Annotated in this window: 22 protein-coding genes; 5 read left to right on the top strand and 17 right to left on the bottom strand. The window is 69.3% G+C overall.

Going from position 1 to position 24,691, the window contains the following annotated elements; translation table 11 throughout:
- Positions 1 to 46: 46 nt before the first annotated feature.
- The 8 genes from NM1_RS00190 to NM1_RS00155 all read right to left on the bottom strand — a co-directional run bounded on the left by NM1_RS00190 (position 47) and on the right by NM1_RS00155 (position 10,185).
- The gene (locus NM1_RS00190) at positions 47 to 877 is read right to left on the bottom strand and encodes a nitroreductase family protein (protein ID WP_169814173.1); all 831 of its coding nucleotides are present in this window, start codon (positions 875 to 877) and stop codon (positions 47 to 49) included.
- 64 nt (positions 878 to 941) lie between these two features.
- Positions 942 to 2,132: a questin oxidase family protein gene (locus NM1_RS00185; protein ID WP_068012376.1), complete on the bottom strand. Its 1,191-nt coding sequence runs from the start codon at positions 2,130 to 2,132 to the stop codon at positions 942 to 944.
- Positions 2,129 to 3,565 carry an MFS transporter gene (locus NM1_RS00180; RefSeq protein WP_068012368.1) on the bottom strand — a complete coding sequence of 479 codons (1,437 nt, stop codon included), beginning with the start codon at positions 3,563 to 3,565 and terminating at the stop codon, positions 2,129 to 2,131. The genes NM1_RS00185 and NM1_RS00180 overlap by 4 nt, the downstream gene beginning before the upstream one ends.
- Complete coding sequence (locus tag NM1_RS00175; RefSeq protein ID WP_068012366.1) at positions 3,565 to 3,795, bottom strand: tautomerase family protein; 231 nt, start codon at positions 3,793 to 3,795, stop codon at positions 3,565 to 3,567. The genes NM1_RS00180 and NM1_RS00175 overlap by 1 nt, the downstream gene beginning before the upstream one ends.
- Position 3,796: 1 nt before the next feature.
- The gene (locus tag NM1_RS00170; RefSeq protein WP_068012365.1) at positions 3,797 to 7,717 is read right to left on the bottom strand and encodes an amino acid adenylation domain-containing protein; all 3,921 of its coding nucleotides are present in this window, start codon (positions 7,715 to 7,717) and stop codon (positions 3,797 to 3,799) included.
- Positions 7,718 to 7,720: 3 nt separating this feature from the next.
- On the bottom strand, positions 7,721 to 8,425 hold the full coding sequence (gene upp / locus NM1_RS00165) for a uracil phosphoribosyltransferase (protein ID WP_068012363.1): 705 nt from the start codon (positions 8,423 to 8,425) through the stop codon (positions 7,721 to 7,723).
- 10 nt (positions 8,426 to 8,435) lie between these two features.
- Complete coding sequence (locus NM1_RS00160; RefSeq protein WP_084519006.1) at positions 8,436 to 9,161, bottom strand: HAD family hydrolase; 726 nt, start codon at positions 9,159 to 9,161, stop codon at positions 8,436 to 8,438.
- Positions 9,148 to 10,185 (bottom strand): pseudouridine-5'-phosphate glycosidase, encoded by a 1,038-nt coding sequence (locus NM1_RS00155; RefSeq protein WP_068012361.1) that lies wholly within the window; start codon positions 10,183 to 10,185, stop codon positions 9,148 to 9,150. Before NM1_RS00155 ends, NM1_RS00160 begins: the two co-directional genes overlap by 14 nt.
- Positions 10,186 to 10,371: 186 nt before the next feature.
- Here NM1_RS00155 and NM1_RS00150 point away from each other — a divergent pair, with 186 nt between their 5' ends.
- A complete protein-coding gene (locus NM1_RS00150; protein WP_068012359.1) occupies positions 10,372 to 11,571 on the top strand; it encodes an acyl-CoA dehydrogenase family protein in 1,200 nt (399 codons plus the stop codon).
- Here the strand turns inward: NM1_RS00150 and NM1_RS00145 are convergent, their stop codons facing one another.
- The gene (locus NM1_RS00145) at positions 11,572 to 12,477 is read right to left on the bottom strand and encodes an MBL fold metallo-hydrolase (RefSeq protein WP_084519005.1); all 906 of its coding nucleotides are present in this window, start codon (positions 12,475 to 12,477) and stop codon (positions 11,572 to 11,574) included.
- A gap of 166 nt (positions 12,478 to 12,643) precedes the next feature.
- Between NM1_RS00145 and NM1_RS00140 the strand changes: the two genes are divergently transcribed.
- Positions 12,644 to 13,045, top strand: coding sequence for a MerR family transcriptional regulator (locus NM1_RS00140; protein WP_084519004.1), 402 nt, complete (start codon positions 12,644 to 12,646; stop codon positions 13,043 to 13,045).
- Here NM1_RS00140 and NM1_RS00135 read toward each other — a convergent pair.
- From NM1_RS00135 to NM1_RS00110, 6 genes are all read right to left on the bottom strand, one after another.
- Positions 13,017 to 13,664: a carbohydrate binding domain-containing protein gene (locus tag NM1_RS00135; RefSeq protein WP_114699489.1), complete on the bottom strand. Its 648-nt coding sequence runs from the start codon at positions 13,662 to 13,664 to the stop codon at positions 13,017 to 13,019. The genes NM1_RS00140 and NM1_RS00135 overlap by 29 nt on opposite strands.
- A gap of 81 nt (positions 13,665 to 13,745) precedes the next feature.
- Positions 13,746 to 15,647 carry an alkyl/aryl-sulfatase gene (locus NM1_RS00130; RefSeq protein WP_068012352.1) on the bottom strand — a complete coding sequence of 634 codons (1,902 nt, stop codon included), beginning with the start codon at positions 15,645 to 15,647 and terminating at the stop codon, positions 13,746 to 13,748.
- Positions 15,648 to 15,702: 55 nt separating this feature from the next.
- A complete protein-coding gene (locus tag NM1_RS00125) occupies positions 15,703 to 16,011 on the bottom strand; it encodes a DUF202 domain-containing protein (RefSeq protein WP_068012350.1) in 309 nt (102 codons plus the stop codon).
- Entirely contained in the window at positions 16,008 to 16,358 is a 351-nt protein-coding gene (locus NM1_RS00120; RefSeq protein ID WP_068012347.1) for a YidH family protein, read from the bottom strand. The genes NM1_RS00125 and NM1_RS00120 overlap by 4 nt, the downstream gene beginning before the upstream one ends.
- A complete protein-coding gene (locus NM1_RS00115; protein ID WP_169814172.1) occupies positions 16,358 to 17,002 on the bottom strand; it encodes a DUF3159 domain-containing protein in 645 nt (214 codons plus the stop codon). The genes NM1_RS00120 and NM1_RS00115 overlap by 1 nt, the downstream gene beginning before the upstream one ends.
- 479 nt (positions 17,003 to 17,481) lie before the next feature.
- Positions 17,482 to 18,066 carry a TetR/AcrR family transcriptional regulator gene (locus NM1_RS00110; protein ID WP_246010985.1) on the bottom strand — a complete coding sequence of 195 codons (585 nt, stop codon included), beginning with the start codon at positions 18,064 to 18,066 and terminating at the stop codon, positions 17,482 to 17,484.
- Positions 18,067 to 18,193: 127 nt separating this feature from the next.
- Between NM1_RS00110 and NM1_RS00105 the strand changes: the two genes are divergently transcribed.
- Complete coding sequence (locus tag NM1_RS00105) at positions 18,194 to 19,621, top strand: MFS transporter (protein WP_246010987.1); 1,428 nt, start codon at positions 18,194 to 18,196, stop codon at positions 19,619 to 19,621.
- 19 nt (positions 19,622 to 19,640) lie between these two features.
- On the opposite strand, the gene NM1_RS00100 is transcribed toward NM1_RS00105, so the two are convergent.
- The gene (locus tag NM1_RS00100; protein WP_169814171.1) at positions 19,641 to 20,588 is read right to left on the bottom strand and encodes an endonuclease/exonuclease/phosphatase family protein; all 948 of its coding nucleotides are present in this window, start codon (positions 20,586 to 20,588) and stop codon (positions 19,641 to 19,643) included.
- Positions 20,589 to 20,590: 2 nt separating this feature from the next.
- Entirely contained in the window at positions 20,591 to 22,549 is a 1,959-nt protein-coding gene (locus NM1_RS00095; protein WP_246010989.1) for a glycoside hydrolase, read from the bottom strand.
- A gap of 96 nt (positions 22,550 to 22,645) precedes the next feature.
- Between NM1_RS00095 and NM1_RS00090 the strand changes: the two genes are divergently transcribed.
- Together NM1_RS00090 and NM1_RS00085 are read left to right on the top strand one after the other, a co-directional pair.
- Positions 22,646 to 23,317 carry a response regulator transcription factor gene (locus NM1_RS00090; RefSeq protein ID WP_068012336.1) on the top strand — a complete coding sequence of 224 codons (672 nt, stop codon included), beginning with the start codon at positions 22,646 to 22,648 and terminating at the stop codon, positions 23,315 to 23,317.
- Positions 23,314 to 24,687, top strand: coding sequence for a HAMP domain-containing sensor histidine kinase (locus NM1_RS00085; protein ID WP_246010991.1), 1,374 nt, complete (start codon positions 23,314 to 23,316; stop codon positions 24,685 to 24,687). Before NM1_RS00090 ends, NM1_RS00085 begins: the two co-directional genes overlap by 4 nt.
- Positions 24,688 to 24,691 lie beyond the last annotated feature (4 nt).

The raw sequence follows: 24,691 nt of genomic DNA, 5'->3' as shown, positions 1-24,691 counted from the left end.
TGCGGGAATTGGAGCATTGCCGACCGGTAGGTGGGTGTCGGGGGGTCTACCGCAGTTCGAAGCCCTGGTTGTTGAAGGTTCTTCGGATGTGCTGGCGGCCGTGCAGGCTCTCCTTGGTGGAGATTCGGCCCGCCAGGCGGTTTTTCACCCAGTCGGCGGGGAGTTCTTGTTCGCGGTAGTAGGTGTTGATGCGGGCCAGGTAGTCGTCGACGTCCGCGGCGGTGGGCGGGGTGTAGGTGTTGCGGTGCACGACCACGCTCTGGCCGTAGCGGGGTTTGATGTCGGCGGGGTCGGCCGGGTCGGGGATGCCGATGGCCAGCCCGTAGACGGGGAAGGTCCACGCGGGCAGCGCCAGCGCCTCGATGACGGCGTCGATATTGTTGCGCAGCGCGCCGACGAAAGTGATTCCGTAGCCCAGGGATTCGGCGGCGACCGCGGCGTTCTGCGCCGACAGGGTGACGTCCACGATGCCGGAGATCGCGCTGTCGAGATACGAGGTGGCCTCGATGGTGTGGCCGTGTTCGGTGGCGATCGCGACATTGCGCGACCAGTCGGCGATCCAGACCAGGAACACCGCGGCGTCCCGGATCAGCTGCTGCCCACCGGCCAACTCGGACAGGCGATCTCGCAGTACCGGATCATCGACGACGACCACGCTGGTGAACTGGAAATTGGCCGAGGTCGAGGCCGACTGCGCCGCGGCGAGGATCAGCCGCAGCTCGGATTCGCTCACCGTACCCGGCAGATAGTTGCGTACGGTGCGATGCCGCAGCAGCACCTCGAGCGTCGGGTTGTCCGCGCCGTCGGCGGCCGGTGCGGCGGCGCCGTACCGTTTGTACAGCAGCTCCTGCAGTACGTTCGAAATCACTTCGGTCACAAGAAATCCTGTTCTCGGCCGGTTCGGCACATCGGCCCTCCCGCCGGAAATACGGTTGATGGGGCTATTCGGTGGGCGGTTCGGCGAAGCTCGCGGGAAGCTCCGGGGTGCGGGTGAACTGAGCCGCGGCGTGGCGATAGGCCGTCCAGTCGGAGGCGTCCCACCAGGTACGCAGGACGAAAACGAGTTTGGGGTTGTGTTCCTCGTCCTCGAGCCAGGCGCGGCGGGCGGCGACGTCGAATTCGTCCAGGGCGTGGGCGGTCCGGCCGGATTTCCGGTCCGCATACAGCGCGTCGAGTTCGCGGAGTTTCGCGGCGGCCGGGAACTTGCGTTCGGCCGCGGTGATGATGCGCGCCCCGGCCCAGTACAGGTCGTAGACGGCGGCCGTGGCCTCGGGCGTGCCGAGGGCGTCGGCAATGACCTCCAGTGCGAACAGCGACGTAATCAAGTGCAGCACAACGAAATCGCCGGGCTGCGCGAGGTACAGCAGCGTCACGGCGCGCCGCACCCGTTCGCGCCGCTCGGCATCCGGCAGAGCGTGAATCCATGCGGGCGTGTCTGTCAGGTCCGCGATATCCGCGGCCGCGACACTCGCCACTCGGGCCTGCAAACCCGAGCGGTTCAGTTCGGGGTGCAACTCGGTGAAGGTGTTGGTGTCGTCGACAACCGTCTCGACCGCGTCCCGGAAACGAGAGTCGCCGGACCACCGATCGCTGAGCCGAAACAGAGATTCCAGGGGATCGGCGGCAGCGACCTCCGGACCCGCCGTGCGCTCATCCCCGACGCTGCGCACGAACGAGAAGGCCAGGTAGGCAAGGGCCTCCGCGGTGAGCCCGGGGTGCTCGGCCCAGACCGCCCAACCGAGGTGGATGGCGGCGTGCGTGAACGCGCCGATCCATCCGCGCAACAGTTCGGGAGCGTACGTGGCGACCGCTCCCGTGATGCCGCGTTCGTCCACCTCGCGGTCGAAAAAAGTCAGATAGGCGTCGAAATGGACACGCTGACCGAGGAATTCGCGCCAGTTGTCCGAATCGATGACCTGTGTGGACGTCCGGCGGGGCTCGAGTGGGAACCCGTACGGGGTCAGGCGGGCGTACTCGCGGTAGTACTCGCGGATTCGCTGCTCGGAGGCCCCGATCGCGGCCAGCGCCACCACCGCGTGCTTGACATGGTTGGTGAGGTGGCCGTTGAACTCGATGTGGTGGGTGCGATCGTCGAGCAGGTCCGATACGTCCTCGAGGACCTTGGTCGTCATGGGGTGCGCCTCCCGTTGTCGTCTGAGAATTGTTTGTCCGCAGTCGGTTTCGGGTTGCCGCCGAGGGACAGGGCGACCAGCGCCTGCGCTACCGCGGTCGCCAGCAGCACTCCGAGCGGAAGCGCCCAGCCGTCGCCGAGCTGTCGGAACACCCCGATCACGTACGGCCCGATCGCCGCGATGACGTAGCCGACGCCCTGCACCGCGCCCGACAGCTCTACCGCCTGGTCGGCGGCGCCCGCGCGCACGGTGATCACGGTGAGGGCCAGCGAGAACACCGCCAGTCCGGTGCCGAGGATCAGCGACCACAGCAGCGGCGCGGCGGACGGGGCAACCAGGAAGGCGAGCACGCCCAGCACGGTGAACAGGCTGAACCCCGCGAGCCAGCGCTCCGGACGCGCCGAACGGGCCACGAGGGGCGGCACCGTCAGGCTGAGCGGCACACCGAGGAAGGTCAGCAGGCCGAGATACCCACCGGCGGCCGAAGCCCCGACCCCGGCATCCCGCAGCACCGACGGCAGCCACCCCATCACCACGAACGCCACCAACGCCTGCAGCCCGAAAAACACTGCGAGGCCGACGGTGCCGGTGTCCCGCAGGATCGTGATCGGGTTGGCGGCCCGCGAGTTCGAGACATTCACGCCTGTGTCCGCGGTGTCCGTGTTCTTCGTGCTGACGGAGCCCGCCGACCGTCCGTCCGGGGACTGCCCGTGCGGAGTCGTCTTCGGGGAAGTGGCATGCTCGCCCGCACGCGTTGCTTGCTCGCCGCGCGCAGATACCGGGCTGCCCGTGCCCGTTGTGGGGGAGCGCCAGAGCGCGAGAATGCCCAGCGGCGCGAGCACCGCCCACACGGCGAGGGCCCATTGCCATCCGCCGAACAGATCCGACAGCGGTACGACGGTGGCGAATCCGAGGGCGGCACCGGCCTGTAGCGCGGTGGTGAACGTCGTCACCAGCACTCGCGTGTTGCCGCTCGCCCGGACGACCGCGGGCAGCAGCACGGCCAGCAGGCCGACGCCGAGGGAGGCGGTGAACGTGGTGACGGCGAAGAGCCACAGACCGCCCCAGGGCCGGATCGCCAGGCTCACCCCGGTCACCGCGAGTGCCCCGAACAGCCCCGCCCGCACCGAGATTCGGCCGCGCACCAGCGGTACCACCAGGCTCACCACGGCGAAGGCGATCACCGGCAACGCGGTAATGACCCCCGCCGCCCGCGCCCCGGCCCCGAGAGCTGTTGTGATCTCGTCCAATTCGGGCCCGACCGTCGCAATGCCGGGCCGCAGATTCACGGCGACCGCGGCTATGACGGCGACCAGCACCGCCAGCCGCGCTGCGCTGAGCGGCGGCGCAGACGAGGTGGAAGCATCGACCGTCCGAGGTCGCGGGTCGACGCTGCTCGTCCCGGCGGCGTCACCGCCGTCCTGCGCCGCCATCAGTAGCCCGGTGCGCGCAGGAGCGACGTGCCTGCGGGCCGGTCTGTGATCAGCGGGCCGTATACCCGCTGCTGCCAGTGCTCCTGCTCGACGGCCTCGAGTCCGATCGAGATCGCGTCCTCGGCAACGCCGAACGCGCGAGTCACGGCTGCCACCAGATCGGATTCCAGGCGGCGCTTGGCGCTGTCACCCAGCTCCGCGGCGAAGTGCGAGATCTCCACGTGCGGCATATCAGACCAGCTCCCGATTCATGCTCTGCTCCAGGACCGCGGCGGCGATATCGAGCGCACCGGCGGTCACTATCTCGTAGTGGTGGTACGGCAGGTTGCTCACCGGCGTGCTGCGCAGCCGCAGCGGCGCAACGGGTACGTCGGCGAATGCGGGCCCGTCGCCGCGGGCGCGCAGATACAGGCTGCGGTCGAGCAGGTCCTGATCGACCCCGGTCGGCTGGTGCCGGAGGCGGTAGGTGTGTTCGACCACGGCCACGATCCGCTCGACCGTATCCCGGGCGAAACCGGGCTCGTGAGCGGATATCAGCTCCACGAATTCGGAACGGCTGCCGAGAGTGTCGAGCTCGGCCCGGTAGTGCGGGTCCGTCCGGCCGCTGAACACCGAACTCAGCACGCGCTTGAAATAGCGGTTCTCGTAACCGATTTCGCCGGTATCCGGCCCCGCGGCCGCGATCACGGGCGACCCGGGCGCGATCAGCACCAGCTGTTCGACGTCGTGACCGCGGGCGATCAGCCGCTGCGCCACCTCCGCCGCCACCCGGGCCCCGAAGGAGTATCCGACCAGGCGCAGCGGTTCGGCGGGCGCGCGAGCCAGCAGTTCGTCCAGGTCGTCGGTGACCAGGTCGTCGAGGTTGTCGTGTGGCCGTTCCCCGGCGTTGAGGCCGCGCGCCTGCATGCCGTACACCGCCTGGCCGTGCTGGGCGAGCTCCCGGGCCAGTGCGCGCAGGCTCATCGGATAGCCCCCGAGTCCCGGCCACAGCACCGTCGTCGCGGTCGCCGTCGCCCCGGCGAGCCGCAGCAGGCGTGCGGGCTTCGGCGGTGCGGACGAGGCGTCTTCGGCTGTCGCCGCGGCCAATTCGACCAGTGTCGGCGTCTGGAAGATCGCCTGTACGGGAAGCGAGGTACCCAGCTCGGCGTTGAGCGTACGAATCAGGCGCAGCGCGGACATCGAGTTGCCGCCCTGCGCGAAGAAGTCGTCGCCGCGATACACCGGTTCGTAACCCAGTGTCCGCGACCATATTCCGGCCACCCTGGACTCCCGTGCGCCGTTCGGCGGATCGGCGGGCCTGGCCGCGCGCCTGTTCAGCTCACCCGCGAGCCGCGACAGCGCGGTCCTGTCCTGTTTACCGTTCTGCGACAGCGGGATTCGATCCAGCACCTGAATGGTGGACGGCACCATATACGGCGGCAGCACGGCCCGCAGGTCGTCCTTCAGCAGTTCCTCCGGACCCTTCATGTGCACCGCGTCCTCGGCCATACCGGTCGAGGACAGCTGCTCATCGCTGACATGCCCCGCCAGCGCGAAGTAGCTGAGCTGCGGTGTGCCGGTGACGATATCGTTCAGTCGTCGCGCCGAGGGCAGGTCCCGCCCGGTCAGCGACGAGTATCCGGCCGACATGAATCCGACCCGGGCGTCGATTCCGAGCTGCTGCAAGTGTGCCAGCGCCCGGCCGAGCGCCGTGAATCCGTCCCACCCGGCGTCCGCGGGAGTGGTGAGCGCGACGGCGAGTGCGGACCGGTCGTAGGAGCGCTGGTTGACGGCGATCACATGCCGCCGCTCGATCTTGCGCTCGGTCACGAATTCCATTCCGGCAGAAGTGAATCGGTACAGCCCCTGCCGGGCTTCCGAGGCATCGCCGTGCACCTGGACGAATGCCTGCACCGGCGGTTCGTCGCCCACAGGCTGCGCACCGGTACCAATGGCGACAGTGGCGGTCACGACCCCTTCCGTCACACCGTCGACCACGCGGACCGCGGCGGCACGTACCTGCCAGCCGTTGTCCCCGGCCACCTCGTCGAGCACTCCGAGCAGGTGGCCCGCCTCGAAATGCAGTACCTCGCGGACGTTGGTGACGTACACCGACTCGATCACCCGGGGCAGCCCGACCAGGTGCAGATGCAGCCCGGGTCGGGTCGCCGACCCGACCCGGTACAGCGCGTGCCGCAGCGGCTGGAAGTAGTACACCCCCGGCGCGAGCCCTGGCAGGCCGTCGGTCTCGAGATAGATCTGTGTGGCGTTGAGCGCGCCCGGTGAGGCGTAGGAATACTTGGGCAGCAGGCGATCCGGGCTGTGGAACGGGCCGAACCAGCGCAGCAGCGCACCCAGTGATCGCGCGGTGATCTCGAGGGGTTCGGCGGCTCCGCGGCCACGGATCGGCAACTGCCGCAGTAGTTGCTCGATCGTGCTCAGGTCCACGGCGGAGTCGGTGAACGTGCGATAGGTCTTGCGGGCGAACACCCGCCGTTCCTGCTCCGCCGTGGGTTGCGCACCGGCCAGTTCGAGATCGGGTGCGGCGGCGAACTCCCGCACCCCCAGCCCGGCCAGTTGCGCGGCGACTTGGGTGCGGGTCGACTTGGACCGGTGGTGGCGCGCGGCCCGGCCCTGATCCATCAGCGGCGCCTCGTCGGGATCCAGTTCGATGAAGCCCGCCAGCTGCGTGACACCGCGCTCGGAAACCCACGGCAGCACTGCGGCCGACCGAACCCAGTGATGCGCCTCGATCCACACCCGGACCTCGGTGGTCTCGATGCGGTGCCCGTTCACCTTCACCTGTTCGTCGTTGCGGCCGACGAATTCGAGCACGCCGTCGGTGCGCCGACGCACGAGATCGCCGGTGCGGTACCGGAGTTCGTGTGCGCCGCCGATGGTCGATGTCACGAACCGCTCCGCGGTGGCATCGTCACGGTTGCGATAGCCGTCGGCCAATTGGATTCCGGCGATGAGCAATTCGCCGAGCTGTCCGGCCGGGACCTCGCGATCGGACTCGTCGACCACGGTCGTGCGGCAGCCGTCGACGGCCCGGCCGATCGGCACTACCGCCGTACCGGTGAGATCGGCCTCGGTGAAGTCGAACCAGGTGGCGTTGATGGTGGCTTCGGTGGGACCGTACAGATTGATCTTGCGCGGTCCCGGGAGTACCTCCCGCAGCCGCGCGGCCACCGTGGTCGGCAGCGCCTCGCCGCCGCTCACCACGGTCCGGAGGGTGGTGGCCGCGCCGATATCGGGTATCGCGGCCAGTTCCGCCCACACGGTCGGAACGCACTGCAGCACCGTGATCGCCTCGCGGACAACGAGATCCCGGATGTCCTCGGGGCTGGTGTGCGTTCCGGCCGGTGCGACGACGACGGTCGCCCCGCAGGCATTGGCCAGCAGCTCCCACTGCGCGGCATCGAAGCTGACCGGGGTCTTCAGGAGAATCCGCGTCCCCGGCCCGAGAGCGAGTTCGCTACCCAGCCAGGACATCTGGTTGGCGATGGCGCGGTGCGGCAGCAGTACGCCTTTGGGAGAACCCGTCGTTCCGGAGGTGTAGATGGTGTAGGCGAGTTCCGATCCAGTGGGCCCGTCGTCACCGAAACGGGCCCGGGCCGAGCCACCGTCGGATGCGGGGGCGGAGGGTGCGGCCGCAGTGGGTGGCAGAGCCGCAATCGACGGATCCGGCTCGCGTTCACCGTGCTGGTGGTGCCGACCACGCCGGATCGCGTCATGCCGCCCCCGCACACCTTGCGCACGGACAGATGCATCACCGAGCTCCGATACCGGTAGGGCCCGCACCTGCGCGGGCAGCACACGGCGCGCCCGCGCCTCGCCGGCGGTATCCGTCAGCACCACCCGCACTCCGCTGTCGGCCGCCATATAGGCGATGCGTTCGGCCGGATAGTCCACTGCCAGCGGCAGATACGCGGCTCCGGCGTGCAGCACCGCCCAGACCGCGACGACCAGGTCGACCGAGGGCTGCAGATAGATGCCGACCACATCGCCCGGCGCCACACCGGCCGCACGCAGCGCCCGCGCCCAGTCGTGAACCTGCCGCGACAGCTCGTCGTAGCTCAGCGCACGCGAATCATCGACGCACGCAATGGCTTCCGGATGTCGGTGCACGTGCGCTTCGAGTAGGTCGAGGAGGTTCGCGGGTGTTCCCATGCGTCAGACCCCCGCCACCGTGCCGTGGAAGCGATCCCCGAAGTCCCCGATTCCCGGGAGCATGAACGCCTGGTCGGTGAGGCTCTCGTCGATGTGTGAGGTGACGATCCGCAGATCGGGCCGCCGCGTCAGCACCGTCGCCAGTGCCTCGGGGCAGGTGAGCACGTTGACCACCACGATCCGGTGCTCGGCCACCCCGGCGGCGATCAGCTCGTTGACCGCGGTCAGCAGCGTGCCGCCGGTGGCGATGGTGGGGTCGAGCAGGAGCACCTCGCCGTCGGCGATGCCGGACGGCAGCTTGCTGTAGAACAGCGTGGGCTGCTTGGTGGTGGGGTCGCGCTGGATCAGGATCTTGCCGAACCGGGTGTCGGGCCGGATCTCGCGCAGCCCGCCCTCCAGCGCATCGCCCGCGCGCGGAATCGAGACCGCGTACAGCGCGGGCGCCGCGGGTTCGAGCCCCTCGTAGGTGTAGCCGGTGGGTGTGGTGACCGCGCGGGGGCGGTGTTCCAGGTGCGACAGTGCGGTTTCCAGCAGCAATCGGATGATGCGCCCGGCCGCGCGCACGAAACGCTCCTGGCCGGTGTCGGCGCTGCGGGCCTCGGTGTGCAGGGCGATCAGTCCCGGCTGCTTGGGCAGTTCGAAGACGTTGACGCCCAGATAGCGGTCCAGCGGCACGGGTTCGGTGGTCGGGCGGGTCCATGCGGTCATGGGCTGGTGCTCACTTTCCAATCCGGGCGAGAACGATGCGTGTGACGTCGTCGAAGGTGTGGGCCACGGAATCCGGTGCGGCCGCGGTGATCTGGTAGGTCGAGTACACCCCGTAGGTGACGCCGACGGTGAAAGTGCCGATGGCGGAACCCAATCCGATATCCGCGGCGGTATCGCCGACGACGGCGCCGCCGGGGCCCGCTGCCTCGAGTCCGAGGGCCGCCAGTGCCGCGTCGGCGCTGTCGCGATGCGGCTTGGGATGATCCACGTCGTCCTCGCCTACCACCGCCTCGAACAGCTCCCGGATGCCCGCGGCGTCCAGGATCAGCTCGGCGCTGTGGTGCTTCTTGCTGGTGACCACGGCGAGTGCGAAACCGTTGCGGGCCAGTCGCTCCAGGCCCCCGCGTACCCCGGAGAACAGCAGATCGGCCGCCTTCGGAACGATCAGGTCGCGGTACCGCGTCACGTAGTCGGCCGAAATTGCCTGCGCGGTAGGCGAATCCGGGTCGGTGCCGGACAGCGACCCCGCCATTCGCTCCAGCGGCGCCCCGATCAGGGCGCGCGCGGCCTCCACTTCGGGCCGCACGCCGGTAACCGCCTCGACCGCCAGCGACATCTGCTCGGCGATCGCCCGCGGCGTATCCAGCAGCGTGCCGTCCAGATCGAACAGCAGCGCCGAACGCTGTGTTGCTGTACTTCCGTGATTGATCGGTGCGGCGGTCTTATCGCTCGACATGCGTGAGTCCTCCCTGCGGGGCGGTGCGGATCGGATCCCGGCGCGCGGTGTCGCTGCTGGGAACGGCTCGGTCCCCGGACCGTGCTCCCTGCTCCAAAGCCGCACGGGCAGTTTCGATTTCGGCTGCGGCCTCGGCCGTGCTAATCAGCACCGCGCGGTTGGCGGCGGCCGCGGCGCCACCGGTGGCGGCGTCGACGGCCCGCAGTACGAACGTGGTGACCGCCGGACCGGTGATGTGCTCGGTGTCCGCGCGGGCCAGCGCCTGCTGGATCGCCGCCTCGATCGCCTCGCCGTCCAGTGCGTCCGCGGCCGGGATCGGGTGGGTGATCAGCAGCGAGCCTGCACCCGGCAGCTGCCGATGCAACCGCGCGATCTCGGCTATCTCGCGCGGGTCGTCGATTCGCGTCTGAGTGCTGAAACCGCTGTCCCGGCAATAGAAAGCGGGGAACTCCCGATGCTTGTACCCGATCACCGGCGTGCCCTGCGTCTCCAGGAACTCCAGCGTCAGTCCGGCGTCGAGAATCTTCTTCACGCCCGCGCACACCACGATGAGGCGGGTGCGCGCGAGCTCGGTGAGGTCGGCGGAGATGTCCATCGTCGTCTCCGCGCCGCGATGTACCCCGCCCAGTCCGGCGGAGGCGACCGTCGCGATGCCCACCCGGTCCGCGATCGCCATGGTGGCCGCGATCGAGGTCGCCCCCAGTCCGCCGCGCGCCAGCGCCACCGCGATGTCACGGGTGGTCACCTTGGCGACATCGGTTGCGGTACCTAATCTTTCGATATCCCGGTCATCGGTCCCGACCACGATCCGGCCGTCCACGAGGGCGATCGTGGCGGGTACCGCGCCGCCGGCGCGCACCGCCCGCTCGACCTCGCCTGCGACCGCGACATTGTCGGGGCGCCGGAAGCCGTGCGCCACCACATTGGATTCGAGCGCGACGACCGGCCGCCCCCGGGCGAGCGCATCACGCACCTCGTCGGAGAGGCGAAACAGCGAGGCGACCGGTGCAACGACATCAGACATTCGAACGACGTCCGTTCGTAGAGGAGAAAATGGCGAAAGACCCCCGTGGTCCGCAGGTCATGGTGCGGGAGAGCGGCTGGGCTGTAAACAATTTCGACCAGCGTGAGCGGATACCTGTTGTGCCGCGGGTACGGCGGTTTCGAATACAGCGGTTCGAGTTCAACGCAGCCGAGGAACGGAGTGCCGATGGTCGCAGTGGAGGATTCGCGTGCGGATATCCGTTCCCGCCTGGAGGCCATCGCCGCGGTCGCGACCGGTCTCGGTGCCGGGGCGGCCGACCGCGAGGCCGAGCACAAGCTCCCCACCGAGCAGCTGTCGCAGCTGCTGGGCGCCGGGACCGGCGCGCTGCGGGTGCCGGTCGAGTACGGCGGTTCCGGCGCGTCGGTGCGCACCCTGGCCGAGGCGCTCATCGGCATCGCGGCCGGTGATTCCAATCTGGCGCAGATATTTCGCGGCCACCTCGGACTCACCGAGATCCTGCGCTTCGCGGCACCGGGCACCGCGCGCGACGCCCTGCTGCGGTCGGCGGCGGACGGGGCGTTCTTCGGCCCGGCCGGCGCCGAACTGACCGGCCCGGACCTGACGACCCTGGCGACTTCGCTCGAGCGCGACGGCGACCACTATCTGCTGACCGGGCGCAAGTACTACACCACCGGCAGCCTCTACGCCGATTGGCTCAACGTGCTGGTATCCGTGGACGGCGAACCCGTCTCGGCGATCGTTCCCCGGCGCAGCGAGGGCGTGACGGTCATCGATGATTGGGACGGCTTCGGGCAGCGGCTGACCGCCAGCGGCACCGCGATCTTCGAATCCGTCCGTGTCGATCCGGATTACCTACTGCACCACCGTAATTCGCTCACCAACGACTACATGGAGGCCTTCTATCAGTTCGTGCACTCGGCCACGCAGGCCGGGATCGCCCGCGCCGTCGCCGACGACCTCGCCGAGCTGGTCCGGGGACGTACGCGCTCCTATCCGCTGGCGCCCACCCCCGAGCCGACCGCGGACCCCCAGGTGCTGCAGATCGTGGGGGAGGTGCGGAGCAAGGCGTATTCGGCGCGGGCGAACGTGCTGCTGCTCGCCGACGCCCTCGACGCGTTCCACGCCGAGCCCACCCCGTCGCGCGTGCAACGGGCGCTCTTGGACTCGGCCGCAACACAAGTGGTGAACACCGAACTCGTCGGAGCGGCGGCGTGGAAGTTCTTCGACGCGGGCAGCGCCAGCGCATTGAAGACGCGCCTGGGCCTGGATCGCCACTGGCGCAACGCCCGCGCTGTCTCTTCGCACAATCCGGCTGCGTACAAAGCGGCGGTACTGGGCGACCACGCAGTGAACGGCGCTGTGCCACAGGCGTTTCTCAATAGGCTCCGAGCATCTCGGGAGTGATCAGGGCCCCGGCTGTTCTGCGGTCTCAGTGTCCGACAGTTGGCCATGGGTCACAGCCAACCGGCTGCTCGCGTCGTGGTCGTGTGTGGGGACGATCCGCACCGTGTGCCGGGCCAGGTGCAGTCGATGCAGGGTCCGGAAGGTCGCCTCGCGATCGGCGTCGGCGAAATTGCCCGGGTAGCTTGCTTTTTGGCGGACAGCGTCGATCTGCCGATGGTGCCAGGCGGCGTCACCGGCCAGCAGGACCCAGCCCTGCCGAGTGTGCAACAGCAACCCGACACTGCCGGGGGTGTGCCCGGCCAGGTCCACCAGCACCACCGTGCCGTCGCCGAACAGGTCGTGGCTGCGGGTGAAGGTGAGCACCGGCGGCCCGTCCAATTCGTATTCGACGGTCGGGCGGTCCCGCAGCGAGTCCCGGACCCCGCCCACGGGCGCGATCGGTCCCGCGGTCACCCACTGGCGCTCGGTGCGATGTAGGTGCACCGGCAGGCCGGGCATGTCCAGCAGGCCGCACACGTGGTCCCAGTGCGCGTGTGTGGGCAGCGCGAAGTCCGGGCTCGGCAGTTCCGGCGCCGCGCGCAGCGCCTCGACCGTCGCGAGGGTGGCCTCGGGCGGGCGCACGGCGGCCCGCAGCACCGCGGGCAACTGCGCGATCGCGCGGCGTTCGACGTCGGCGCACACGCCCGGGTCGACGAGGAACGTCGCCTCCGGATGTTCGACCACGAACGACGTCATCGCATTGGTGACCCGCCGGGGCGCGAAGGTGCCCTCCACGATCGCCGGGGTCGGAACCGGCCGCGGGACCTGCGGCAGCGCGGTCACGGTCACCGTGCGGCGCGGCGTCGGCAGGCCCGCATCCGTGATCGATCGCAGCAGCCGCTCGTCACGCCGCCGCGGCCGGGCCATGCCATAGACGAAACCCGCTGCCGCGGAGCAACATTCGAATACACTCGGTGCCTTCACCGGATCTGACACGTCGTTCTCCGTTCCCGATTCGCCCGGCGGCTCGGCGCGCCGCTAGCATCGGTGGCACCGTAAAACTTCATGTCGACGTGAAGTAAAGGGGAAATTCGTGACGACCACGGAAGGCTCGAGGATCGGCGACGCCGCCGCCACCCTCGGCATCGCCGCGCACGTGCTGCGGCATTGGGAATCGGTGGGCCTGCTCGCGCCGCCCCGTAGCCCCTCGGGCCACCGCACCTACGACGAGCAGACCCTGGACCAGGCGCGACTGATCCGGACCCTGCAGCACACCGGGCTGTCGCTGAGCCAGATCCGTCACCTCGCGCTGAGCAGCCGCGAGGACCGGGTCACGCTGATCGCCCGCAAACGCGCCGAGATCCGTGAGCACATAGACCTGCTGCAAGCCACCGACCACTTCCTCGCCCACGTTCTCACCTGCACCCACCCGATAATCGCCGAGTGCCCGGAGTGCGCGGACTTCGTCACCCGGCAGAGCCGAAGGGACGCGTGAGGGCCGGGTTGACCTCGGACGCTGCGCAGGCCGAGCCGGCACTCGCCGACCCTGTGGCCGCCGATCCCGTGCACGCGGTGCTCGCGCCCGGCGTGGGGACGATGCTGAAGTTGGTGCACCGGCCGCCCGGGCCGCCCGTCGCCTGGCAGGCGATGTAGGCGGTGTCCCCGGCGGCGGTGAAGGTTCCGGTGACGGTCTGCGGCGCCGTCGAGGTCACCGTCTGGTTGACGTAGTTGACGCCGGACCCCGAATCCAGCGCCAGCACGAGCACCGACCCCTGGTCGGCGGCGCTGGCCTGCGCGGAGAAGGCATAGGTGGCGCCCTTGCTGACCCTGACGTCCTGGCCGATGTACCCGCTGTCGTGCACCGCCGCACCCGCCGGATCGACCGTCGCGTTGTAGACGTGCCCGTCCCAGCCACTGAGGCCGTCGGCGAATCCCGCGTTGACGACGAGGTTGTCCGAGGCGCTGAGCTGCAGGCCGGGCGTGGCGTGTGCGATGCCCGCCGTGCCGAGGTACCCCGCGGCCACGAGCGCGGCGGCACACCGAGCGGGCCGGTAGGCGGCGGCCACGACCCGCGTTGAGATGTGAACAGCCTTGGGGGAGAGAGTATCTCGCATGACGGTCGAACCTCCTACTTCCGGGCCGATTACCGGCAAAAGCAGTGCGTTTCGTGCGGGTCGCGGCGCGCCGCACCGTGATCAGGGCGTGACGATGGCGAAGTCCGGGTCCGGCTCGTCGAACAGGTCCACCAGGCGCACGAAGCTCTGCGCGTCGCCGTCGATGGTGATCGCCCCGGACCGCAGCGCGGCCTGCAGGTCCTGGCCCGCCAGCAGCACCGCGATGAGCGTGGACCGGGTCAGGGTGAAGGTGACCTCGGCCGGGGCCAGGCGGTCGCCGTCGAGACGGTCGTAGTGCACCAGCAGTCCGTTGCGCAGTTCGAGCCGGTGCGTCCGGTTCTCGTCGGTGAAAACCCAATCGCTGATGGCCTTTTCGTGCCATGCCTTGGGCCCGTCCAGGCGCAGCGCGAGCGCGTCGAAGACCTGCTCCACGGTGAGGGCGGCGAGCATGGTCGGCGAGGTCGTCTTCGTCGGGGTGCCGACGTTGCCGTTGCGCAGTTCGTAGGCGCCCATCAGGAAGAAGTTGCGCCACGGGGCGTTCTCGGCGCCGTACCCGAGCTGGTCGTAGCAGGAGGCCAGCAGCGTCTTCGCCGCCTCGTTGCCGGGGTCGGCGAAGACGACGTAGTTGACCACCTGCGCCACCCAGCGGTAGTCGCCGTTGTCGTAGGAGATCCGCGCCTTGCGCAGCACCTCGTCGGCGCCGCCCATGAAATCCACGTGGCGCCTGGCGGATTCGACCGGCGGATGCTCCCACAGGTGTGCCGGATTACCGTCGAACCAGCCCATGTACCGCTGGTAGACGGCCTTCACATTGTGGCTGACCGACCCGTAGTAACCGTGTGTGTGCCAAGCGTTCTCGATCGCGGGCGGCAATTGGAACGCCTCCGCGATCTCGCCGCCGACGTAGCCCTGATTGAGCCGCCGCAGCGTTTGGTCGTTCAGGTAGCCGTACAGATCTCGTTGCAGCTGAAGGTATTCCACCGCCCGCTCGGTGCCCCACGTCGGCCAGTGGTGCGAGGCGAAGACGACGTCGGAGTCGCGGGCGAACAGGTTGATCGCCTCGGTCAGGTACTTCGCCCACACGTGCGGGTCGCGCACCAGCGCACCGCGCAGCGTGAGCAGGTTGTGCAGGGTATGCGTCGAGTTCTCGGCCATGCACAGCGCGCGGTGATCGGGGAAGTAGAAGTTCATCTCGGCCGGGGCTTCGGTACCGGGCGTGATCTGGAAGACGATGCGCACCCCGTCGACGGTCTCCTCCTGGCCGGTGTGGGTGATGTCGAGCGTGGGCGCGATCAGGGTGATGGTGCCCACCGAATTCGTCTGTCCCAGACCGGCTCCCACCTGACCGTGCGGTCCGCGCGGCAGCACGGCGCCGTACATGTACGCCGCGCGGCGCGCCATGGCCGTACCGGCGTAGACGTTCTCCGCCACCGCGTGCTCGAGGAAACCCGCCGGTGCCAGTACCGGGCACCGCCCGGCGTCGACATCGTCGGTGGTGGTCACGCCCATCGCGCCGCCGAAGTGGTCCACGTGGGAATGCGTGTAGATCAATCCCGTCACCGGCCGGTCACCGCGGTGCGCGCGGTACAGCGCCAGGCCCGCCGCCGCCGTCTCCTGCGAGATCAGCGGATCGATCACGATCACGCCGGTCCGGCCCTCGATCAGCGTCATATTCGACAGATCCAGCCCGCGGATCTGATAGATCCCCTCGGCGACCTCGTACAGGCCCTGCTTGACCACCAGCCCCGACTGCCGCCACAGGCTGGGATTCACCGTCGCCGGGCAGCTGCCCTGCAGGAACGAGTAGGAATCGCTGTCCCACACCACGTTTCCGTCGGCATCGGTCACCACACCCGGCTCCAGTGCCGCGATGAATCCGCGGTCCGCATCGGCCTGATCGGTGGTGTCGGAGAACGGCAGCTCCGCGGTCACCCGCTGCTGCTGTTCGACGATGTAGCTGCTGGGATCTGTCGTCGTACCCACTTACTACCTCCTACCTGGGGCGGCGTACCGCGTGTCGGAAACTCGGAATTGCTTGTCAGATAATGGGATCGGTGCTCGCGATCGCCGTGGCCACCAGCGTGACCGCGACTACGGCCGCCGTCGTGATCGTGACCACCCGGCCGCCGTGGCCCCAATGCCCGTGTTGCAGTGAACGATTGCGCAGGAAACTCACACCCGCGACCACGAGCAGCGTGACCGCCGCGGCCATCGGCGCCACCGCCCCGGCACGCCAGCCGTTCTCGATGGCCGCGTGGATGAAAAGGGCCGCCGTGCCCATCGCTCCGACGGCGGTGCGGCGCCACGACAGTGCCGTGCGCTCCGCGGCGAGCGTGGGCGCGGTCATCGGTACAGCACCGCCACCGCGGCCAGCACCGATACGGCCGCGATGCCCACGGCGAGCAGCGGCACCATCACGGTGTTGGCGAGGGGCTCGCCCCGCTGCATCCGCCGCTGGACGTCGCGCCAGTGGGTGTAGGCGCCGACCGACAGCACCACCGCGAGCACGATGCAGCTCAACGCCAGGGCCCGCCGCAGTCCGGTGTGATGGAACGGCTGGACCAGCGTGTGCACCGCGACACCGCCCGCGAGCAGGCCCAGCGCGGTCCGGATCCAGGCCAGGAACGTCCGCTCGTTGGCCAGGGTGAAGCGGTAGTCGATGTCGGTGTTCTCGTCGTCGGTATCGGAGGTCATCACGCGACCGTAGGTTGGGCCGGTTGCTGCCGCAGCGATCGGCGCACCCACAGGAAGGTGGCCGCGATCATCACCACCAGCGCCGGTTTGCCGAGAATCAGGGCCACCGAGCCGAGCACCACCACCTTGTCCGCGACATACAGCGGCACCATCACCACCAGGTGCACCGCCCAGAACAGGAACCAGGCCAGCGTGACCCGGCGGTGCAATCGCACGCGGGCGGCGGGATCGGCCGCGTCGGCGGGCTCGAGCCCGATGCGCCGGCAGACCCAGTGCGTCAGCGGGCGGCCGGTGAGCAGGGTGATCCCGAATGCCGCCGCGCAGACCGCGCAGATCAGCAGGTCCGGCAGGTAGAACCCGCGGCCCTCGCCGGTGATCCCGACGAACAGCGAGAAGACCACCACCACCGCCACCGAGATCGCGACGACCTTGACCGAGTCGCCCTTCAGCAGCCGGAACGCGCCGATCGCGACGGCTACCAGCAGTGCGATCAGAACGCCGATCTTGGCGTTGGCGGTCGCGTATCCGATGAGGAATCCGACGGCGGGGGCCGCGCCGTCGATCAGGTGCCCCACTCCGCCCATCGCGCGGAACTTGCCCCACATCTCGGCGGCGCCCGAGCGCGGCTGGTCGATCGGCTCCACTGTCACCATCCTGTGCGAGTTGCTCGGCGGGTTGGAAGGGTTAACGATCAGCAACTCGATACTGCCATGAAAGCTGCTGAGTGCACATGCTTGTCGAGCGGATGCGGGCCGTCGCTCAGAGCAGGCCCCATGCCTGCAGCAGGTACGTCACGTTGGCCGCGATCGAGGTCGTGACGTCGGCGAGGTTGATGGCGGCGGATCCGAGATCGATGATCGGGGTGGTCATGAGGTGTGTACTCCTGTCGATGAGGTCTTATTGCAGTGTCACTGTAATAAGATTGGCTATCGACTGGCAACACCTGTTCGCGGGCGCGTAAGGTCTCGGTTTGATCTCAGCGTGAAATAATCTGTGCCGCAACATAATTCAAGCCATGCTCAGCTGCCGTTGCGGTGTCGTGTTGTCGACATCACTGTTGCGGGGGTGAGGTCGGCCGCCGCGCGGCGGTCTCTCTTGATCGGCGTGGTGGCCGCGCGCCCTCTCAGGCGGGTGCGGCGCGCAGTCCCGCCAGGGTGACCGCGATCAGCCGCGGTGCGGCATCCGGCGCCTTCTCGCACGCGACCCCGATGCCGTGCCCGAGGCGCAGCAGGTCCCGCGGTTCGATATCGGCGCCGACCAGTCCCGCGCCCCGCGCTGTCTCCAGCACCGCCCCCGCCGCATCGGTGATCAGCGTCGAGCAGAGCAGGAAGGTCTCCGAGCCCCGGTCGATCGCGGCCTTCAGGGTGGCCGCGAGGCTGCGCTTGTCCATGACGAACTCGACCTGCATGCGGAACCACTGCTCCAAAGCCTCTGCGGGGGGCAGGGTTTCGATGAACTCGTGGGCGCGTGCGGCCAGGGTCTCGATGCTGGAGCGATAGACGGCCTCGATGAGCGCGTCGCGATTGGGGAAGTGGCGGTAGAGGGTGCCGGGCCCGACTCCGGCGCGGCGGGCGATGTCGTCCAGCGGGGCCTCGGGGCCGTGCTCGGCGAAGGCCTCGCGCGCGCAGTCGATGATGCGCTCGTAGTTGCGGCGTGCGTCGGCGCGCATCGGCCGTCCCGTCGGCGTCGCTGTCGGCGGTGCGTCCACGAATCCTCCACTGGAAAACGGATGGATTCTCCGCTTAGGCTTGCGTAAGCGGAGGTGTTCTCCATATGCTATCCCCATCCGAAACGGAGACTATCTCCGTTTAGTTCCCGCCTTCGATGGAGCCTCCTTGACCACGCCCACCTTGTCCTCGGCTGCCCAGGTCCGTGCCGATACGCCGCGGCTGCGCTCCGGGATCGTGCTCGCGACCCTGCTGACCTGCCAATTGATGATCATTCTCGATGTCACCGTGATGAACGTGGCGCTGCCGCGCATCCGATCCGACCTGCACTTCAGCGCCACCGGTCTGTCCTGGGTGATGAACGCGTACACCCTGGTGTTCGGCGGGCTGCTGCTGCTCGGCGGCCGGGCCGGTGACCTGTTCGGCCGACGGCGGCTGTTCGTCGCCGGGGCCGCGCTGTTCACCCTCGCGTCGCTGGTCGGCGGCCTGGCCCCGACGGCCGGATGGCTGCTGGCCGCCCGGGTGGTGCAGGGGGTCGGCGGGGCCATGGCCGGTCCCAGCACGCTGGCCCTGCTGACCACCACCTTCAGCGAGCCCAAGGCGCGGATTCGGGCCTTGGCACTGTTTTCCGGGATGTCCAGCGCCGGGGTCGCGATCGGCCTCGTCGTCGGCGGGCTGCTCACCGAATGGCTGGGCTGGCGGTCGGTGCTGTTCATCAACGTGCCGTTCGGGCTGTTGGTCGTCGTGCTGGCGCTGCGCTACCTGCCGCAGCCGCAGCGCCGGCCCGCCCGGCTGGATCTGCCGGGAGCGGTGACCGCGACCGCCGGTATCGCCGCGCTGGTCTACGGCTTCATCAACGCCGCCGCGCACGGCTGGGGTGCGGCCGCCACCGGGATCTCGCTGGCCGCCGGGGCGGTTCTGCTCGCCGCCTTCCTCGCCGTCGAGCTGCGGGCCCCGCAGCCGCTGCTGCCGCTGCACCTGTTCACCGACCGCAACCGCGCCGCGGCCTACGCCAATATGTTCCTCGGGCCGATGGCGGGCATGTCGATGTTCTTCTTCCTCACCCAGTATCTGCAGGAGGTGCGCGGAATGAGCGCGCTGACAACGGGTTTCGCCTTCCTGCCGACGGCCGCGCTGATGTTCACGATGATCCGCCTGATTCCCCGGCTGCTGCCGCGCTTCGGTCCCAGGCCGGTGACGGTCACGGGCACGGTGTCGATGGCCGCGGGCCTGGTGCTGCTGACCCAGTTGTCCACCGGCACCGCGTATTTCCCGCTGCTGCTCGCCGCGATGATCCTCATGGGAGTCGGAATCGGCCTGGCCTTCTCGCCGCTGAACGTGATCATCATGTCGAATGTGGCGCCGAGCGACGCCGGTGCGGCGGGCGGAGCGCTGCAGACGGTGCAGCAGGTCGGCGGCACCCTCGGCCTGGCCGTGCTGGTGACGGTGTTCGGCACGGCATCGCGGAACGCCGCGGGATCACCCCACGAGGTCCTGGTCGCGGGGATGACCGCGGCCTTCGCCGCCGCGGTGGTCATCGCGGTGCTGACCGTCCTGGTGGCGCTGACATTCCGGCGGACCCGAGAGCCCGGCTGAGCCCGAGTTTCGGGCGCATCTACTCCGTCCGAGCGAGGTCGACGGCGATGCCGCGGTGGTCGGCGCCGGGGGTCCGCAACACGTGCGCTGTCGTCCTGTCGAAACCCCGGGTCAGAACGTGGTCGGGCCGGGCGACGGGAAAGGCTGCGGGCCAGGTGAACCCGGGCCCGCCACCCGTGCGGACGTCGGTGTAGCCGGGCGCGAAATTTCGCCAGTGCCGGTCGGTCTCGGCGGTGTTGAAGTCGCCCGCCACGACGATCCGCTCGGCGGTGTCGGAGGTCAGCTGCCGGGACAGTGTCCGCAGACCCCGGTCACGGATCGCAGTGTCACCCACTCGGATCGACGGCAGATGTACGACATAGACAACGATGTCGCCCGCGGGCATGGCGACATGGGTGCGCAATCCGCGGTGCCACCCCGCGCCGACATCGGCAACGGTGGTGTCCGACAGGGGATACCGGCTCCAGAGCGCGACCGTTCCCTCGGTGACGCGGTAGGGATGGCTGTCGGAGAGGGCATCGACGACATCCTCCCGATTTCCTGCCGAGAACTCCTGTAGGGCAACGAGATCTGCCGCTGTCGAACCGAGCGCTCGAGCCGCGGCATCCGGCGTCGCGTTGCCTGCGTAGAGGTTCTGTGTCACGAGAGTGAGGTGCGGGCTGCCCGGCGGGGCGGGATTTCCACCGGCCCACCAGGATCCGAAGACAGCAGCCCACACCAGCAGCGGAATCACAGCAGCCGCCACACCGATTCGCGACCGGCACGCCAGCGCCCCGAGCACGAGGACCGGCACGCCGACACCCAGCCACGGCGCCGCGCTGTCGAGCACGACGCCGGAGCCCAGTGCATCGGGAACCCAGGTGTGGCCGAACAGCAGCGCCGCGAGAAGACCGGCCCCGAAAAGGAATACGACGTCCCGGGCGATCGGCCGATGACGTTTCCGGGAAGATCTCGCTGTGCCTCGCACGGTCACCGCCCCGGGCACAGTCGCCGCGGCGCCGCATCTCCGGCCAGCCGCGCGTCCACGCATCCGCCCGGCAGATCGCCGTACCCTTGCTGTCCGAAGTTGGCGGTGACGGTCAGCGTGCCGTCGCCGAAAACGGTGCGCTGCACCAGATGATCGTCGGTGAGCCACCGGAAGCCGGTCATCGGGAGGGTGCCCGCGGCTTGGTGCAGGGGCGCGAAGAACTGCTGCAGGCGGGCGATCTCGGGGCCGTGCTCGCGAATCGTGGCGCGGTCGAGAACGAGATTCAGCGGGGTGTTGTTCAGCACCGCTGTCAATGCGCGCATCGTCTGCTGCTGCGGCAGCTTGTAATACGACAGCTCCCAGCGGTCGACGTCGACGATCGAATCGTGTAGCGCCGTTTCCAGCAGCGGAATGCGGTAGGCGGGATCGAACATGGCCTCGGCCAGGTCGGCAGGCAGGTCGACGGGTTGGAAGAAGGTGCGCGGCGCGCGTTCGGGAGCCCATCCGCCCCAGAGGGCCTTGTCGCGCATGAACGGCCACAGGCGCTCACTCACCGGAGTCTGCGAGCCGTGGCTGAAATCCAAGACCGGGGCGGTCCAGGCGCCCGCGGACTCCGAGCCGAGCACCTGCTGACGGTCCTCGGCGAGCCATCGCATGCGGTCGAGCCGATTGCGGCGATCCTGCGCGGGGGTCATCGGATGCTGCGGGCTGTAGTCGTCGAAGAACTCGCCCGCGGCATCGACATCGAGGAAATAGCTGTCGGCCCCGTTGGCGGTCATCGCGTCGTACCGATCCCGGTACAGCTGCGGGTTCTGCTGCAGCGCTTGCGAACTCAGGTAGCAGCCGCGGTCGTGGAACCCGGGTTCGGCCGAGCCGTCGGCCCTCCGGACGCAGCCGTCCGGCCAGACGCCGCCGGGCCAGCGGGACGAGGGATTGTCCGCCGTGGCCGGATCCTGTGCGTTGGCGTACGAATCATAGGGTCCCGCAAGGTATCCGGCCTGCTTCGCCGCGTCGATCGCCGCCGCCGACATCGGATCCGCGCCGGAGTCGTAGCCGACCCACATCCGGCTGACGCCGAGGTCGTGCAGCTGCCGCACGGCCTCCGGCGACTTCCCGTCCCCGAACACGTAGGCGTGAAAGGCGCCGAGCAGCAGCGAGTTCGACGGATTGGTGCGGATCTTGTCCGCCAGTGACCGAAACTGCCCGTGTTCCATGAGCCAACCGCGGTAGTCCAGCGCGGCGGCCACCGGGGACGAGTCGGTGAGCGCGAAGGTCACGGTGTAATCGCCGGTTCGCGGACCGAAGTCGTGCCGGGCGCGCGCATGCAGCCGCCCGTCCTCCGAGGTGACCTCGAGCTCACTGCCGATATCGGTGGGAACCAGGTAGCTGACGCCTCGATCGCCGAGCGTGTAGCTCCACAGCGGCATGGTCAACCCGGAGGTCAGCGGCAAGGCTGTGTTGATCAGAGCCGCCTCGGCGGAATTCCAGAACGGATCCCGCATCGGCAGCGACAGGCCCTCGCCGCGCGGCAGCTGCAGTGTTCGTGCGGCCGGATCGCCGCCGGTGACCGGCCACACCAGGCTGCCGTCGCGATCACTGCGCACATCGACCCGCAGCCGCCCGCGGTCGGCCGCGGCCGAGACGGTCAGCCCCCGGTCGGGATAGTTCCAGGTCGCTGCGCCGTCTTGGACGTGGATTGCGCTGACCGGGCCCAACACAGCCGCCTGTGCGGGCCCGGCCGCCGGTGCCGAGCGCTCCTGCGCGGTTGTCGCTGTCGGCACCGCGGCCCCCGCCGAGAGTTCGATCCCGGCCGCGGTGACCGCCAAGGTGGCCGTGTCTATTTCCGCCGCCCCACCCGCGATCGGGATCACCACGTGCTTGCCGTCCACCCGCGGCGCGGCCGATCGGCCGCGCTCGGTCCGGCTCATCACCATCGTCAGACCGGCAACAACGGTAGTCACCAGGCATATGGCAAGAATCAACAGCAGCTTTCTGCGCATACGCCACAGGTTTGCGGTGCCGGATGAGAATTCCGTGAAAACGTATGATCGGCGAACATGCGTGTTCTGGTGGTCGAGGACGAGGCGGCGGTGCGCGACGCGCTGGTGCGCGCCATGGACAGCGAGGGCTACGACACCCGCGCCGCCGGTGACGGCGCCACCGGGCTCGCCGAGATGCAGCGCTGGCAGCCCGAGGTCGTCGTGCTGGACGTGCTGATGCCGTTCCTGGACGGGCTCACCATGTGCCGACGGCTGCGTGCCCGCGGCGATCGCACCCCGATCCTGATGCTCACCGCGCGCGACGCCGTCGCCGATCGGGTCGACGGACTCGACGCCGGTGCGGACGACTACCTGGTGAAGCCGTTCGACCTGGACGAACTGCTGGCCCGGGTGCGCGCCCTGGTCCGGCGCACCTATCCCGACGACGGTGCCGTGCTGTCCAGTGCCGATCTCGTCGTGGATACGGCCGCGCGCCGGGTGTGGCGCGCGGATCGCGAGATCGAGCTCACCCGAACCGAATTCGCGTTGCTCGAGGTGCTGGTGCGCAATGCGGGCCAGGCGCTGCCGCGCGAACTGCTGATCGAACGGGTGTGGGGCCGCGAGCTCGGCCCGTCGTCGAACTCGCTCGAGGTATACGTCCGATATCTGCGGCGCAAGCTGGAATCCGAAGCGACGCAACGGCTCATCCACACCGTGCGCGGCGTCGGCTACCGGCTCGGTCCGTCGTGAGGCCGCGCTCGCTGCGGGCCAGGCTCGCGGGGTATTTCGTGCTCGCGATGGTCGTGGCCCTCGCCGGGATGGGCCTGGCCGCTTACGTCGTGGTCGCGCACGAATTCCGCAGTGCCCTCGACACCGGGCTGCGGCGCGAGGCGACACGCATCGGCCGCCAGTTCGCCGCGGAACCCGATGTCGCGACGTTCTCGGGGTCGTGCCGCTATCTGGCCGCGCCGAGCTGCGTGCAGGTGGTCGCCGCCGACGGCCGCATCGAATCCGCCCGCGACCCGGAGGACACGCCGCTCCCGATCGATGACGAAACACGCACGGCCGCAACAGGAACCGAGCCCGCCTACTTCAGCGACAGCATCGTGGACGGATATCCCATGCGGGTGTACACCACCCAGCTGCGGCCGGGCACGGCCCTGCAGGTGGCGCAGCGCAGCGATCCCGTCGACAAGGCCCTGCGCCGTGTGGGATTGGCGTTGCTCGCGGCGGCCGCGGCGGGGACCGTGCTGGCGATCGCGGTCGGCGTGGTCGTGGCGCGCCGTGCCCTGGCGCCGGTGACGGCGTTGACGCGCGCGGCGCAGCGGGTCGCCACCACCCGCGACCCGCGCCGCCACATCACCGTCGCCGGATCCGACGAACTGGCGGTGCTGGCCCGCAGCTTCAACATCATGCTCGACGAGCTCGATCAGGCGCTGACGGCGGAGCGCGATTCCCGTGCGGCACAACGACGCCTGGTCGCCGACGCCTCGCACGAGCTGCGCACACCGCTGACCGTGCTGCGCACCAATATCGACCTGCTGCGCCGCGCCGACCGGCTCACCCCGCAGCAGCTGGCCGCGACCGCCGACGCGCTGCGACTCCCGGCCGCGGAACTGTCCGGACTCGTCACCGACCTGATCGACCTCGCTCGCGCGGAAGATCCCGAGGCCGCCACCGAGCCGTTCGAGGACCTGCGCCTGGACGCGCTGGTCACCGCCTGCGTGCAAACGGCCGAAAGCCACTGGCCCGCAGTAATATTCGAAACCGACGCCGAGCCGACCACGATTCGCGGCGCACCCGCCCGCCTGACCCGCGCGATCACGAACCTGCTCGACAATGCCGCCAAGTTCAGCCCGCCCGGCGCGGCGGTACACGTGGAACTGCGCGACAACCGCCTCACGGTCCGCGACCGGGGCCCAGGCATCGACCCGGAGGACCTACCGCACGTCTTCGACCGCTTCTACCGCTCCCGCACCGCCCGCCGCACCCCCGGCCACGGCCTGGGCCTGGCGATCGTGATGCAGGTGGCAGCGCTGCACGGCGCCCGGGTACAGGCCGCGAACCCATCCGACGGCGGAGCGCTGTTCTCTATCGAATTCGGCAGTGCGCCAATATGATCGA

Origin of the sequence: Nocardia mexicana NBRC 108244 (assembly GCF_001613165.1) — a bacterium.
Lineage (GTDB): Bacteria > Actinomycetota > Actinomycetes > Mycobacteriales > Mycobacteriaceae > Nocardia > Nocardia mexicana.
This window is presented reverse-complemented; position numbering and strand designations above follow the sequence as displayed.